12 protein-coding genes are annotated in these 14,428 nt (G+C 71.7%); 6 read left to right on the top strand and 6 right to left on the bottom strand.

The window, feature by feature from the left end:
- Window positions 1-24: 24 nt before the first annotated feature.
- Entirely contained in the window at window positions 25-825 is an 801-nt protein-coding gene (locus OG389_RS31550; protein ID WP_328301986.1) for an ABC transporter permease, read from the bottom strand.
- 13 nt (window positions 826-838) lie between these two features.
- On the bottom strand, window positions 839-1,780 hold the full coding sequence (locus OG389_RS31545) for an ABC transporter ATP-binding protein (protein WP_328301984.1): 942 nt from the start codon (window positions 1,778-1,780) through the stop codon (window positions 839-841).
- A gap of 176 nt (window positions 1,781-1,956) precedes the next feature.
- Between OG389_RS31545 and OG389_RS31540 the strand changes: the two genes are divergently transcribed.
- From OG389_RS31540 to OG389_RS31515, 6 genes are all read left to right on the top strand, one after another.
- On the top strand, window positions 1,957-2,940 hold the full coding sequence (locus OG389_RS31540; protein WP_328301982.1) for a hypothetical protein: 984 nt from the start codon (window positions 1,957-1,959) through the stop codon (window positions 2,938-2,940).
- Between the two features lie 13 nt (window positions 2,941-2,953).
- Window positions 2,954-3,403, top strand: coding sequence for a helix-turn-helix transcriptional regulator (locus tag OG389_RS31535; protein ID WP_328301980.1), 450 nt, complete (start codon window positions 2,954-2,956; stop codon window positions 3,401-3,403).
- A 125-nt stretch (window positions 3,404-3,528) separates the two neighbouring features.
- Window positions 3,529-6,489, top strand: a complete 2,961-nt coding sequence (locus OG389_RS31530; RefSeq protein WP_328301978.1) for an AAA family ATPase — start codon at window positions 3,529-3,531, stop codon at window positions 6,487-6,489.
- Entirely contained in the window at window positions 6,480-7,373 is an 894-nt protein-coding gene (locus OG389_RS31525) for a S8 family serine peptidase (RefSeq protein WP_328301976.1), read from the top strand. Before OG389_RS31530 ends, OG389_RS31525 begins: the two co-directional genes overlap by 10 nt.
- Window positions 7,370-8,008, top strand: a complete 639-nt coding sequence (locus OG389_RS31520) for a GAF domain-containing protein (RefSeq protein ID WP_328301974.1) — start codon at window positions 7,370-7,372, stop codon at window positions 8,006-8,008. Before OG389_RS31525 ends, OG389_RS31520 begins: the two co-directional genes overlap by 4 nt.
- A gap of 83 nt (window positions 8,009-8,091) precedes the next feature.
- Window positions 8,092-9,381 carry a helix-turn-helix domain-containing protein gene (locus OG389_RS31515; protein WP_328301972.1) on the top strand — a complete coding sequence of 430 codons (1,290 nt, stop codon included), beginning with the start codon at window positions 8,092-8,094 and terminating at the stop codon, window positions 9,379-9,381.
- Window positions 9,382-9,399: 18 nt separating this feature from the next.
- Here OG389_RS31515 and OG389_RS31510 read toward each other — a convergent pair whose 3' ends face one another.
- From OG389_RS31510 to stsB, 4 genes are read right to left on the bottom strand one after another with little or no spacing between them, the layout of a single operon-like run.
- Window positions 9,400-11,250 carry a S9 family peptidase gene (locus OG389_RS31510; RefSeq protein ID WP_328301970.1) on the bottom strand — a complete coding sequence of 617 codons (1,851 nt, stop codon included), beginning with the start codon at window positions 11,248-11,250 and terminating at the stop codon, window positions 9,400-9,402.
- Entirely contained in the window at window positions 11,240-12,655 is a 1,416-nt protein-coding gene (locus OG389_RS31505; protein ID WP_328301968.1) for an NAD(P)/FAD-dependent oxidoreductase, read from the bottom strand. Before OG389_RS31505 ends, OG389_RS31510 begins: the two co-directional genes overlap by 11 nt.
- A complete protein-coding gene (locus OG389_RS31500) occupies window positions 12,652-12,939 on the bottom strand; it encodes a PqqD family protein (protein ID WP_328301966.1) in 288 nt (95 codons plus the stop codon). Before OG389_RS31500 ends, OG389_RS31505 begins: the two co-directional genes overlap by 4 nt.
- Complete coding sequence (gene stsB, locus OG389_RS31495; RefSeq protein WP_328301964.1) at window positions 12,920-14,413, bottom strand: StsB family radical SAM/SPASM domain sactipeptide maturase; 1,494 nt, start codon at window positions 14,411-14,413, stop codon at window positions 12,920-12,922. The genes OG389_RS31500 and stsB overlap by 20 nt, the downstream gene beginning before the upstream one ends.
- Window positions 14,414-14,428: the final 15 nt, after the last annotated feature.

Below are 14,428 nucleotides of genomic sequence, written 5' to 3'. Positions count from 1 at the left end.
TCCCAGCGGGTCAGAGGCTGCGAATCAGAGGTTGCGGGTGCGGCGCAGCAGTGCACGGCCGGCGACGAAGTTGGCGACGAGGGCCACGGCCGCCAGGACCACCAGGGAGGGCCAGGCCTCCCCCAGGCCGAAGATCGCGGCATCGCGCATCCCGGTGACCGCGTACGACACCGGGTTCACCGTCGAGATCCACCGGAGCACGGTGGGCAGTTGCTGCGAGGTGGACAGCGAGGGGGCGGCGAAGACCAGGACGGGCACGGACACGCTGGTGAGCACCATGAAGGTGCGGTAGTCGCTGATCAGGACCGCCGCCGCGAGGTACAGCCCGTTGAAGGCCACCGACGAGAGCACCAGCGCCAGCAGCAGCCAGATCCAGTGGGAGGCGTGGAACGGGTAGTCGAAGATGACCGCGGCGACGGCCAGGGCCAGCAGACTCTGGGCGAGCACCAGCGAGACCCCGGCCAGCAGCTTGCCCGCCAGGAAGCGCGAGCGGCGCAGCGGCCAGCTCCACAGCTGGGTCGACACTCCGCTCATCTCCTCCTGGAACATCGCCATGCCGGTCGTCCCGGAGGCGCTGACCACGGACATGGACAGCACCATGGGGAGGAGGAACACCGAGAACGGAAGTGTTTCTCCCCGGTAGGTGATGTTCCCGACGACATTGCCGAGGGAGGTGTTGACCAGCAGCAGGTAGACGAGCATCGGAGTCAGCCCGAGGATCAGGTTGACCCTGTTGCGGGCCAGGAGCGCGTATTCACGGTAGAACACGGCGGTGAAGTCGGCCGGTTTCCCCGACGCCACCGGTGCGGTGTTCTTGAATGCCAAGTCGGACACGGTCTCAGCCCTCGTTCCCGGTCATGCGCAGGAATACCCGCTCCAGCGAGTCGGTGACGGTGGAGATTCCCGAAATCGCGACTCCGGAGTCGTGGCAGTGCCGTGACAGCTGCGGCAGGACGTCCCGGACCTGCGCGTTCTCGATGCGTACTTCGGCATCCTCGGCGGTCGCGGACAGACCGGCGGCGCCGGCCCATTCCTTGACGACCTTGGCCGCGACGGCGTCGTCCACCTTCACCAGCAGGTGGGCGCCGCCGAACTCCCGGACCAGCTCGCTCGGCTGGGCGAAGCGGACCACCTTGCCCTTGTTGATGACCAGGACGCGCTGGGCGTTGCGCTCCAGCTCCTGGATGATGTGGCTGGTCCAGATCACGGTCATGCCGTTCTCCTCCCGGAGCCACCGCACGAACCGTTCGATCTGGTGCCGGCCGGCCACGTCCAGTCCGGCCGAGGGCTCGTCGAGGATGAGGAGTTCGGGGATGGTCAGGAGCGCCCGTACGAGCTGCAGGCGCTGGCGCTGCCCCCCGGACAGCTGGAAGACGAGCTGGGACAGGGCGTCCTTCAGCCCGAGGTACTCCGCCACCTCCAGCGCCCAGGGCCGGGTGGTGCGCCAGGACAGGCCCTTGAAGCGGGTGGCGATCAGCAGGTTGTCCAGAGCGGAGAGCATCTCGTCGTAGGGGGCGGACTGGTGCATCGCACCGATCCCGCTCTTGGCGGCGACCGGATCGCGGGCCGGATCCACACCGAACACCCGAATGCTCCCGGTGGTGGGAGGGGTGACGCCGCAGATCATCTTCATCAGGGTGGTCTTCCCGGCACCGTTGGGTCCCAGCAGCCCGATGGTCTCGCCCTTGGCGATCTCGAAGGAGATGCCGTCGACGGCCGGCGTATCCTTCCCCCGGTATCGTTTGGTCAGCTCTTCGGCGTTCACCACACCGTTCGCCACGGTCCGCCCTCCACAATGTGATTGGTGTTTCACCAGGTATCAGGAATGCCGATCGAGTAGCTGCGGGTGGACGTTACGCCCGTCGGACAGGACGGGCGCGGCGGAGAACCAAGCTGCCTTTGAACTGCCTCTGCTCTGCCCCCCTCCGCCCGTCCGCGTTGGCTAGCATTCGCTGCATGAGCCGTTCAGGACATGCGGAAGACCGCGACGGCAAATCCGTTGTGGTTCTTGTTAATTGCGCGGGCGGCCGTGAATTGGAGATCGTTCGCGACGCATTGACGGGACCGCTGGAAACCCCCACGGTTCTGGTCCAGCAGGACGAACTCCTCTCGACGCCCATGGCGCTCGACCTGGACACCGGTCTGCTGGACATCGCCGGGCGCCGGGTGCGGCCGGCCGTGGTCTGGGTGCGCCACGCCTCGGCCTGTGCGCTGGTGGCGCAGGCACGGCCGCCGGGCTCGATGACACCGCTGCGGGCGGAGTCCTGGTCCGGGTTCCTCCGGCAGGTGGCCTCGGCGGCCACCGTGGCCCTGCCCGGCTCCACGGCGGCCGGCCCGGACCGGCTGGCCCTGGCCCGCGGGCTGGGTGTGCGGACGCCGCGCACCGTCGTCACCAACGATGTCCCGGCGGGCGCACGCGGGTTGAGCGGCCCGACCCTCGTGGTCAAGACTCCGGATTTCCGGCTGTTCGAAGCGGACCGGCGCAACTGGAAGGCGTACCTGCCCTCGGTCGTCGGCCGGGAGGCGGTGGCGGGGGAACCCGGGTCGGCCGCCCCGGCGGCCGGTGACCGTCCGGTCGTGGTCCAGGAGTACGTGCCTCACGCCCGCGAGCTGCGCGTGTACCAACTCGACGGCGGGCTCTGCGCCTTCGAGGTCAGCAAGGCCGATCCGTCGAGCCTGATGACGGATCCCGGCAGCGTGACCGTGACGCGCGTCGACTGCCCGCGGCCGGTGGCCGACGCGGTGCGCACCCTGTGCGCCGCGTGGGACCTGCGCTACGGGGCGTTCGACCTGCTGGTCTCCGACACCGGGGAGCCGGTGTTCCTGGAGGTCAACCCGGACGGCGACTGGCTCTGGTTCGAACGCAAGGCGCGCTGGCACGGCGTCTCGTTCATGGCCGCCGTCATGATCCGCGAGTTGTTCGTACGGAACGCGTCGTGAGGAGCTCGTGCTGATGACGGCGATACGGGGTGCCGAGATATCCGGCCGGGGCCGGGTACTCGTGGCCATGGTGGCGCAGGGGCACACGACCGACCGCGTGGCCCGTGCGCTGCGCCTGAGCAGGCACACCGTGGGCGAGGAGATCAGCGTCCTCCTGGACCGGTTCAACTGCCGGAACAGGGCGGAGCTGGTGGCCTACTGCTATGTCAACCGGATCCTGCCGATCGATATCTGGCCGCCGCCGTGCGGCCCTGTGGAAGAGGTGAGTGACGTGTTCGATCCCTTGACAGCCCTGCGCGAAGCGGGACTTCCCGTCGACCAGCTGAGCACCGCGCAGCGCGAGGTGCTGGCGGGCCTGACCGAGGAGGAGGCCGCCGTCGTCGTATCGGTCCAGCACCGGCTGGTCGAGGCGGACGCCGGGACGGATGCCGATGTGTGGGCGCACGACCTGAAACTGCTCTGATCCGCGGCGGCCAGGACGGCCACCGCGACGGCACCTGCAAACGGCACCTGCTACGGCAAGGGGCACCTGCCCCGGCACCGACCCGGTCCACCGGACGGGCGGACGACCTTCGAGGAGGACCACGCGTGAGCCGCAGACTGGTGGTCGTCCTCTTCCTCGACCTCGTCGGATGGACGCGGCTCGCCGAGCGAGTCGATCCGGAGCCGCTGCAGCAGCTCCTGGAGCAGTACTACGAGATCTGCGGGGCCGCGGTGGAGGAACACGGCGGCGTGGTCGAGAAGTTCATCGGCGACGCCGTCATGGCGGTCTTCGGCGCGGACACCTCCCAGGAGGACGACGCGCTGCGGGCGCTGCGGGCCGCCACGTACATCCGGGCCGAGGTCCGCGGACTGCGGACACCGGCCACCGACGCGGCGCCGGTCGAGGTCCATTGCGGCATCGCGGCCGGCGAGGCCCTGGTGACGCGTTCGGCCCGGGCGGGCATCCGGGTCATCGGCGACGTTGTCAACCTAGCCGCCCGGCTGCAGTCGCTGGCGGTCGCCGGGGAGATCGTCGTCAACGAGACCGTGGCCCATCTGGCCCGCCCGCACTACACCATGACCCCCGTGCCGCCGGTGACGCTGAAGGGCAAGGCCGAACCCGTTCCGGTGCTGTTGGTGACCGGTGAGGCCGTCGCCGGCCGGGCGTGCGACGGTGCGCCCATGGTGGACCGCAGCGCCGAGCGCCACCGGCTGCGCCAGATCTACCACCGGGTGGCCCGCGACCGGCGCTCGGAGCTGGTGACCGTGCTGGGGCCACCGGGCATCGGCAAGACCCGGCTGGTCCGGGAGACCGTGGACGACCTCGTCGCGGCCGGGGCCGCTCCCGTCGCCGTGTTCGGCAGCTGCCAGTCCTACGGGACGAACGGCAACTACGCGGCGCTCGTCGAGGTACTGGACGCGCTGACGCGGCAGGCGCCGCCCAGCGCGGAGCTGCTGCGATCCGACGAGCGCATCGCCGGGGTGCTCACGGGGCTGCGCGACGCCTCGCGCTCCCGCCTCGCCACCGCCGTCCCGGGGCCGGGCGTGGAGGAGGTGGCCTGGGCGGCGCGCGAACTGCTCACCGCCGCGGCGTCCACCCCGCTCGTCGTGGTGTGGGACAACCTCGCGTGGGCGGGAGAGTCGCTCCTGCGGCTCATCGGCGAGCTGGCCGGCAGTCTCCGGGACGTGCCGCTGCTGATGGTCTGCGTGGCCAGACCGGAGCTGGCCGGCGCCGCGGGGGCCTCCGGTCCCGGCGGCCCCCTGCTCCGCGGCGAGGACGTGATCGACGTCGGCGCACTGGTCCAGATCGACAGCGCGCGGCTGGCGATCGCGCTGGCGGGGCGCAGCAGCGGCGAGGAAGTGGAACTGCACGACCTCGACGTGGTCGACCGGGTCGCCCTGTACAGCGCGGGCAATCCGCTCTACATCCGGCTGATGATGGACTGGCTGCGGGACGGTCGCACCGTCGAGGAGGTGCCGCCGACCATCACCGCCATGGTGGGCGCGATGATCGACCGGCTGCCCGGGCCCGCCGGGCGGCTGCTGGGCGCGGCCTCGGTGATCGGCCCCTCCTTCACCCTGGAACAGCTCGCGCTGCTCGGCGAGGCGGCGGTCGCGGAGCAGGTCGACGCGCTCGCGGGGCAGCGGCTCTTCCACGGCACGGCGGAGGAGGGGGGGTACCGCTTCGTTCAGCAGCCGGTGCACGAAGTGGCGTACGGACGGCTGGAGAAGGAGCAGCGCATCACCTGGCACCGACGCCTCGCCGAACACGGCTTCAGTCCCGGATTCCACTTCGAGGCCGCCGCACGGCTTCTCGAGGGCCTGCGCCCCGACGACACGGAGCTGCCGTGGCTGACGCGGCAGGCGGGTGAGGCGCTGCTGGCCGAGGGCACCGTGGCGCTGCGGCAGCGTGACGTGCCGACCGCGATCGGACTGCTCGGCCGGGCGCTCGCGCTGGCGCGGGGCGGCCCCGACCGCTGCCGGTCGGTCGCGGCGGTCCGGCTCAGCGACGCCCTCATGCTCTCCGGGGACACCCGGCGCGCACTGGACGTGGTCGCGGAGGCCGCCCGGCAGGGCCCGGCCGGCGACGGGCGGCGGGCCTGCCTGGTCCAGGTCCAGCGTTACCTGCTGACGGCACGGCTCGGCGAGGTCACCGCGGTCGACGTGGAACGGCTGCGGGCCGAACTGGACGGCGACCAGCCCGACCGGTTCGCCTGGTGCCGGTTCGAGCAGCTGCGGATGCTGCTCCACCTGGACCACGGCCGGTTCGGTGCGGCCGAGGAGGCGGCGCTCGCCGCGCTCGCGCACGCCCGGGCCATCGGTGACGCGTACGAGGAGGACCGTCTCCTCGTGGCACTGTGCGAGATCCGGCAGTGGTCGCCGACCCCGATCGAGGAGAAGCTGTCGGGCTGCGCGGAGCTCCTCGAACGGTTCGCCGCCGACCGCTTCCTGGCGCTGCCCGCGCTGGCCGCCCGCGCGCGCTGCCTGGCACTGACCGGGGACCGCCTCGGCGCCCGCTCGGCGCTGGCCGAGGCGGAGTCCGCCGTCGACCAGCTCCGGCTGACGATCGGCCGGGTGCTGGTCGACCAGGTCGCCAGTCTGGCCGCTTCGCTGGAGGGTGAGCACGTGGAGGCCGAGCGGCGCTTCGGCCGGGCGGCCGACGCCCTCGAGCACGCCGGCTACGTGCCGGTCGCGCTGACCATGCGGGTGCAGGCGGCCCGCGAGTGTGCCCGGCAGGACAAGGCGGCCGAGTCCGCCGCACGGATCGGTGAACTCCTCGGCCGCCGCACGGAGATGGACGTCAGGGGGCGGATCCTGTGCATGTCGGCCGCCGTGCTGGCCGCCGCCGCGCAGGGCCGTACCGATCCGATGCGCGCCGAGGTGCTGGCCCTGCTGGAGGACATCGACGATCCGTGTCTGCGCGGTGAGGTCCAATTCGACCTGGCCCGGGCGCACCGGTCCCTGGGAGACCCGTCCGGTGCCGGCCGCATGGCCGCTCTGGCCGCGGGGAGTTACGAGGCGGTCGGTGCGACGAAGCCCCTGGGGACGGTGCGGACATGGATGTGAACGGCGCGCCCTGGCGGCGCGAACGGCAGCCGCACCCCTCGGGGATGCCCGCGTGGAGCATGCCGGCCGACGGTGATCCCGGTGAGCCCCTGCGGACGGCGCTGTTCGACGGCCTCGACTCCCGCTGGGCCTGGGCGGGCGCGAGCGGCGAGGGCGTCCGCGTCTGCGTGCTCGACAGCGGCGTCGACGGGACGCATCCACTGGTCGGTCCGGTCGAGCGGGCGTGGCGCGTGGTGACGGCCGAGGGCCGGGCGCCGCGCGTGGAGGAGTGCGAGCCGCTCGACGGCGCCGGGCACGGGACCGCGTGCGCGGGGATCATCCGCGGCATCGCGCCGGGGGTCTCGCTCAGTTCGCTCAAGGTGCTCGGCGACGGGAGGTCCGGCAGTGCCTCCGCGCTGGTCGCCGGGCTCGCCTTCGCCGTCGAGGAGGGTTTCGACGTCATCAGCATGAGCCTGTCGACGAACAGGGCGGAGTTCCGCGACCGGCTGGCAGAGCTGTGCGACCGCGCCTACTTCCGCCGCACGACCGTGGTGGCGGCGGCGCACAACCTGCCGATCGAGAGCTTCCCGTGGAACTTCGCCTCGGTGATCTCGGTCGCCAGCCACGCCGAGCCGGACAGCATGCGCTTCTACTACAACGCCGCACCGCCGGTCGAGTTCCGTGCCCGGGGGGTGCGCGTGCCGGTGGCGAGCCCGGGTGGCGGCACCGTGCGCAACACGGGGAACAGCTTCGCGGCGCCGCACATGGCCGGGATCGCGGCGCTCGTCCTGAGCAAGCATCCGTGGCTCACACCGTTCCAGCTCAAGAGCGTCCTCTACCACTGCGCCGCGAACGTGACCGCACACCCACCAGCGAACACATCGGTCCAAGGAGGCGGAGAATGAAACCCTGGCCACACGATCTCATGGCCACCGAACGTCAACTGCTGCAGTCCGTCGTCTCGGTGGCCCGCCACATCTACGGCGCCGCCGCCTCGTCGGTGTTCATGGTGAGCCCCGACACCGGTGAGCTGATCTTCGCGGCGGTCGCGGGCGAAGGCGAACAGGGCCTGGTCGGCCAGCGGTTCGAGCCCGGCACCGGCATCGCCGGCTGGGTGGCGGCCAGCGGCCAGCCCCTGATCACGGACGACGTGACCGGCTCCGACCGCTTCGCCCGCGACGCCGCGGCCTCCACCGGGTACGTACCCGCGAGCATCATGGCCGCCCCGCTCATCGCGGACGGGGAGTGCATCGGTGTGCTCGAGGTACTGGACCGCCACACCCACGGGTCGAACGCACCCGGCCGGGAACTCGACGACATCGAACTGCTGGGGCTGCTGGCCACGCAGGCCGCGCTGAGCCTCTCGCTGCTGCGACGCGGCGAACGCGGCGCGGGGGCGCTGCCGCGCGTGGGCGAGCTGGCGGCGCGGCTGTCGGAGCACGCGGTCATGGACTCCTCCGACCCGTTGGCCGTCTCGTTGCTGACCATCTCCCTGGACCTGCTGGACCGAAGTGCGCACCCCAGTTCGAAGACGGGCTGACCGCAGACGGAGACGGATTCGCAGACGTGCCGGCGACGAACCCGAGACGCGGACGGAACGGGCCGCTCCTACGCTCCTGGCCCATGGTCCACACTGCCGAGGCCGAAGCTCCGTCGTTTCCCGAACTGCTCCGCTTCAAGCGCGTCCAGGCCGGACTGACGCAGCGGACGCTCGCCGATCTGTCGACGATCAGCCCGCGCACGATCCGCGCCCTGGAGTCGGGCCGGGTGAACGCGCGGATGCAGACCGTACGTCTGCTCGCCGACGCCCTGGGGCTCGACGGGCTGACCCGGGAGCTGTTCGTCAACGCGGGCCTGGGCAGCCAGCGTCAGGGGCCGGCCGGTGCCGATCCCTGCCTCGGCGTGCCCCGGTCCGTCAACGCGCTCCTCGGGCGCGACACCGAGGTGCGGGCGATGGTGAGCGCCCTGGAGTCGGACCACCGCCGCATGATCTCCATCTCGGGTCTCCCCGGAGTGGGGAAGTCGAGGGTGGCCGCGGAGGTGGCGGCCCGGCTGAGCGCCCGCCGCGGGTGGCCGGTGCTGTGGATCGGGGCCGCCGCCGCGGCCCTGGACGGTCACGGCACGGCCTTCGGCTCCTTGCTGCAGTCGTTACGGCTGCTGGTCGAATCGGGGACGGAGGACGTCTCCGCGGTCTGCCGCCTCATCGGCCGGCACGAGGTGCTGCTCGTGCTCGACGGGGTCGCCGACACGAGGAGACCCGTCGGCGTGGAGGAACTGCTGGCGTACTGTCCGGGCATCCGCGTGGTCAGCACCTCCCGTACGCCGTGGCACGTCGCGGGCGTCCAGGGGACCGTGGTGGCGCCGCTCGCCACCCCGGGGCCGGACTGGGACGCGACGCGGTCGCTGGACGCCCTCGCCGGCGTGCCGTCCGTACGGCTCCTCGTGGACCGGCTCTCGGAGGTCCGGCCGGGCTTCGCGCTCGGCCCGGCCGACGCCGGGGCGGTGGTGCGGCTGTGCCGGAGGCTGGACGGGCTGCCCGTCGCGCTGGAGGCGGCGGCGGCCCGATCCGGGGTGCTCAGTCCGCGGCAGCTCGCGGACGCGCCGACCCCGCACCTGCTCGACCTGCCGGCGGCGACGCGCGCGGCCGGTGTTCCCGAGACGATCGGAGGTCTGCTCCGGTCCTGCTTCGAGCACCTGGACGCCGCCCACCGCGCGCTCCTCCATGAGCTGGTCCGGTTCGGCCGGGCGCTGACGGCCTCCGAAGCCGCCGAGGCGCTGCACCGGCCCCTGAACCAGGTGGTGGAGGACCTGAGCGCGCTCATGGGCCGCGGCTTCGTCCGGGCCTCGCACGAGGAGGCCCAGACGCGCCTGTACCTGCCGAATCTGGTGCGGGCGGTCCTGTCCCCCCGGTGACGGGGCCGTCCGCGGGCATCAGGCCAGGTGCTCGGCGAGGAACCGTTCGACCGCGGCGTAGTAGGTCTGCCGGTTCGCGGGCCTGGCCAGGCCGTGGCCCTCGTCGGGGAACAGCAGGTACTCGTGGGCGAGTCCCTTGGCCGACAGCGCCGCGACGATCTGCTCGGCCTCCTCCCGCGGGACCCGGACGTCGTTCGCGCCCTGGACCACCAGGACCGGTATGCGGATGTCGTCGACCCGTGACAGCGGGGACCGCTCCCACAGCATGTCGCGTTCGGTCTGCGGATCTCCGACCTGGGCGTGCATGAACGACCGGAGCGGAGTCCGGTAGGGGGCGCCGGCCGCCAGCATCGTCAGGAGGTTCGACGGGCCGCAGAGGTCGATGGCGCAGGTGAACACGTCCGGGGTGAACGCCGCGCCGACCAGCGCGGCGTAGCCCCCGTACGAGCAGCCCATGATCGCGACCCGTGCGGGGTCGATCCCCCCGTCCGCGACGAGGTGGCCGACCGCGTCGAGCAGATCGGTCTGCATCGCGGCGCCCCACTGCTTGGCGCCCAGGTTCCGGAAGTGCTTGCCGTAGCCCGTCGAACCCCGGAAGTTGACCTGCACGCACGCGTAGCCGCGGTTGGCCAGCAGCTGTGCCTCTTCGTCGAAGGCGAAGGTGTGCCGCGCCCAGGGTCCGCCGTGCACGTTGACCACCGCGGGCAGGCCCCGCCGTTCGGCGCCGGGGGGCCAGGTCACGTAGCCGTGCACCGTGACCCCGTCGCGCGCGGAGAACTCGAAGGGCTCCATCCTCGCCAGCCGGTAGCGCTCCAACTCCGTCTGGTGGCTGAAGAGGTACCGGAGCCCGCCGTCCGACCGGTCGTAGACGTAGTAGAGGACGGGACCGGCTCCGGTCACCACCGAGACCGTCCACAGCCGTCCCGAGCGGTCGGTGCGGTCGACGTAGACCTCGCCGTCGACCGAGCGGAGCTCGAGCTCGCCGCGGATCCGGGCGAGGTCCTTTGCGAACTCCTCGTCGAGGAAGACCCATTCGTCGCGGTCCTTGGCGAACAGCACCGCCTGCGGTCTGCGGGTCACCGGGTCCATCTCGACCTGTTTGACGTCGTGGACCGGATCCTCCGCGAGCAGGGTCCGCCGGCCGGTCGTGACGTCGACCTCGAAGAGGCGGCCGGCGTTGGCCCCGATGGAGGACAGCAGGTAGCACGCGGCGCCGTCGCGCGAGAAGCCGATGACCCGTGTTCCCAGGGCGTCCTCGTAGGGGACGTCGAGCCAGGGAGGCGGTGCGCCGCCGGACTCCTGCGGCGGGTCCAGGAAGACGGCGGTGCCGCCGTCGGGTCTCATCGCCGTGCCGCCGCGGACCCTCAGGTCGGTGTCGATGATCCAGCTCAGGTACCCCGGGTTCTCGGCGACCCGGGTGAGCCCGCCCGTCGGCAGGTCCAGGGCGTACACGTCGTGCAGGTGCGGGCGGTCCTTGTTGAGACCGATCAGGATGGTGGTCGGGTGCCACCGGTTGTGCGCCAGCACGCGCGCCTGGACCCCGTCGAAGGGGGTGGCGCAGCGCTCCTCCCCGGAGACGAGGTCGACGAGGTGCACCCGCCAGCTCTCGTCGCCGTTCTCGTCGCGCAGGTAGAACAGGGTGCGGTCGTCGTGGCACAGGCCGTACGTCCGGATGCCGCGCCCCCGGTCGTGCGTCACGACGGTGGCCTCCTGCGCCCGGTCCACCGGCGCCGTCCACACGTTCAGCACGCCCTCGTCCGGTGCGAGGTAGAGCAACCGGGTCCCGTCCGGGGAGATCTCGGGGACGAGGTACGAGGGGTTCCCGAACAGGACGGAGTGCGGGATCAGCGGTACGGATTCAGTCGTCACGGCTCTCTTCCCCGGTGGACGGGTGGCTCCGGCGCCCGGAGAACCACCACTCGGCGAGTCCGGGGAACTGCGCGACCGCCTCGTCGGTACCGAGCGGCGGCCGGTCGGCGACGGACGGCCCGCGCGGGAGCGACGGGTCGGCGGCGGTCGCCGGGGATGGTACGGGGACCAGCGTCTGGGACCGGAAGAGCCGTGTCATCAGCGGCGGGCTGGTGAGCACGGCACGGGACATCCTGGCCCTCATCCGGTGCGCCGCGGCGGACGCGAGGGCTTGTGTGCCGGGCCGCACCCGGTCCTGTTCGGTGGCCATCCGCCACGACGCGGAGGCCACTTCCGCCACGGCGGCCTGCAGCGCGGGAAGGACCGCGGGGCCGGCGCCGTGCCGTGCCAGCTCGAGGTCCAGCCGTACGGCACTGAGCAGGGCTACGGACATCCCGTGCGAGTAGACCGGATTGACCGCGGTCAGCGCGTCGCCGACGACCAGGAACCCCTCGGGCCGGGGCCCCCGTTCGTAGTACCTCCTGCGGTTCGCGGTGGCCCGGTACGGCCGGACCCCGCCGAGGGGCTCGGCCGCGGCCAGCAGCTCCGCCACGACCGGGGAGCGCAGCGCGTGTGCACACTCGGTGAATCCCTGCTCGTCGGCAGGCGGCGTGGCGGCGCGCGTGCCGGTCAGCGTGACGATCCACCGGCCGTCCTCCACGGGCAGCAGGGTCGCTCCGTACCCCGGCAGGCCGTTCTCCGGGCGCGGGTGGAGCATGATCGCCGGGATCCCGGCGGTGAGGTCGGCGGGGGCCCGGTAGATCCGGGTGGAGTACGCCAGGCCCGGGTCGACCACCTCCTCCTCGACGCCGGCCGCACCGAGCGCGGCCAGCCACCGGCCGGCGCGCGAGCGCCGCCCCGTGGCGTCCACCACGAGGTCCGCGTGGAGGGTCTCGCCGGCCCCGTCCTCCCCCGCGACCACGACTCCGGTGATCCGGGCGGCGTCTCCGGCGAGCCCGAGGACCCGGGTGCCGTCCCGCACGGACACCGCACCGCCGGTCAGGGCCCGCTGCCGGACCACGTGGTCCATGAGCCAGCGACTGCACGAGACCAGGAAGGCGCCCGTCTCGTGGCGGCGGAACCAGCCGTCCGCACTCAGGATCAGTGCGCCCTCCGGCAGGCCCCGGCGGTGCGCACCCCGGTCCAGGAGCGCGTCCAGGGTGCCCGGGAGCAGCGTCTCCAGGGCTTCGGCCCCGGCCGTGACAAGGACATGGCTGTGGTACGCCTGCGGCAGCCCGGGCCGGGGCCCGGGGCCCACCGGGTAGCGGCCGCCTTCGACCACGGTGACCTCGTCGACGTGGCCGGAAAGCACCCTGGCCACCAGTACGCCCGCGAAGCCCCCGCCGAGGACGACGGCCTTGGTCATGGGCGCGGGTATTCCGTCTCCTGGAGCAGATCGGCCTCGACCATGGAGCTGATGAACGCGTCCACTTCCGCGCGGATGCGGGCCGTCAGTACGGCGTTGTGACCCGCGAAGAGGAGGGACAGGTTGTTGATGACCGTCTCCCGGTCCCCGTCGCTCTCCACGAGCGCCCAGATCTGGGCGGCGGTCGCGTTCAGGGTGCGGAAGTCCCCGGACTCGCTGTGGTAGAGCGAGATGCCGTCCGGGGTCTCCTGCCAGATGACCGCGTCACTGATGTGCAGGGACATCGCCCAGCCTCCTGTTCACCGGCATGATGGGAATCAGTTCACCGACCTTGATCGCGGGTTCGGGCGTGCGGGTCCACGTCTTCCACTGCTCGTGCGCCACGTGCACCTCGCCGGTGGCGACCATCCGGGGTACGGTCATGTCGACGCCGCCGGCGGCCAGTTCCGCGCGGGTCACCCCGGTCTCGGTCCACAGCTGGGTGGTGATGCCGTGGCGCAGGATCCGGCACAGGTGACGGCTGTTGCGCCGCAGGTCCCCGGACTCCGACATGTGCGCGGCCCGGCAGCCGCCGCCGCAGTTGGCCTTGATGTAGCACTTCTCGCAGTCGGAGTGGAACTCCCCGCCGTACACGGTGCTCTTGCGCATCGAGCTCAGCACCGGGCTGGCGAAGATCTCGGACAGCCGCTGCTTCCTGATGTTGCCGGCGTACTCGCCCTTGCCCGTGACGAGCTTGCACGGGTACATGTCACCGAGTGAGTTGACGTAGATCTCGTTGCCGCCCATGCCGCAGTTGCCCTTGACCGAGCACGGGGTCACCGGCCTCGGCCCGTCCGGCTTGAACTTGCCGGCGACCGGCGAGGTCCAGACGAGCTCCTGCACCCTCAGGTGGTCCTGCCATCCGAAGTCGTAGTCGTCTCCGGCGCCCCGGCCCAGGTCGTTGTGGTTCATCAGGCGGACGCTGTGGATCTCGATCCCGTCGAGGAAGGACGCGAAGTCCTCCAGTTCCTCGACGTTCTCGCTGGTGACGATGTGGTTGATGGCGGGCTTCACACCGGCCGCGTTCAGCAGCTGGATCGCCTTGCGCGTCTTGGCGAACGCACCCTTGCCGCGGGTGCGGTCGTGGGTCTCGGCCGTGCCGCCGTCGAGGCTCACCGTGACCATGTTGAACAGCTCGGCGAACCGATTCGCCGTCGCCTCGGTCCGGATCATCGTCGCGTTGGTGATGACGTTGGACTTCAGGCCGGCACGGTTGGCGTGCTCGACGATCTGGAACAGGTCCTTGCGCAGCATCGGTTCGCCACCGGTGAAGACGATCGTCTCACTGCCGAACTCGGCGATCTGCGACACGAGGTCCAGCGACTCGGCGGTGTCGAGCTCGCCCGGAAGGCACTTCTCGGACGAGGCGTAGCAGTAGGGGCAGCGCAGGTTGCAGCCGTCGGTGATGGCGTAGTACGCGATGCGCAGGGGCGGTTCACCGAGCCTGACCTGGGGCCTGTTGCCGTTGAAGTACACGATCCAGTTCAGGATGAGCTTGGCCAGGACGCGCTCCGTCTCCGCGTCCGCCTCCAGGGCCGGCTGCTCCCCCCGGGCCTGTGCGGCCGCCAGGGCCTGCAGGACCCGGAACTCACGTCCGGACAGGACGCACCGGGCGGCCACTTCCGGGTTGACGACGAGGTGGTCCTCGTCGTGCACAAAGTAGGTCAGGTCGTTCGGCACCTCGAACAACGACAGGTTCCGGACCAGATTCCCGCGCATCCCGCTCCTCTCTGG

Origin of the sequence: Streptomyces sp. NBC_00435, assembly GCF_036014235.1 — a bacterium.
GTDB lineage: Bacteria > Actinomycetota > Actinomycetes > Streptomycetales > Streptomycetaceae > Streptomyces.
This window is presented reverse-complemented; position numbering and strand designations above follow the sequence as displayed.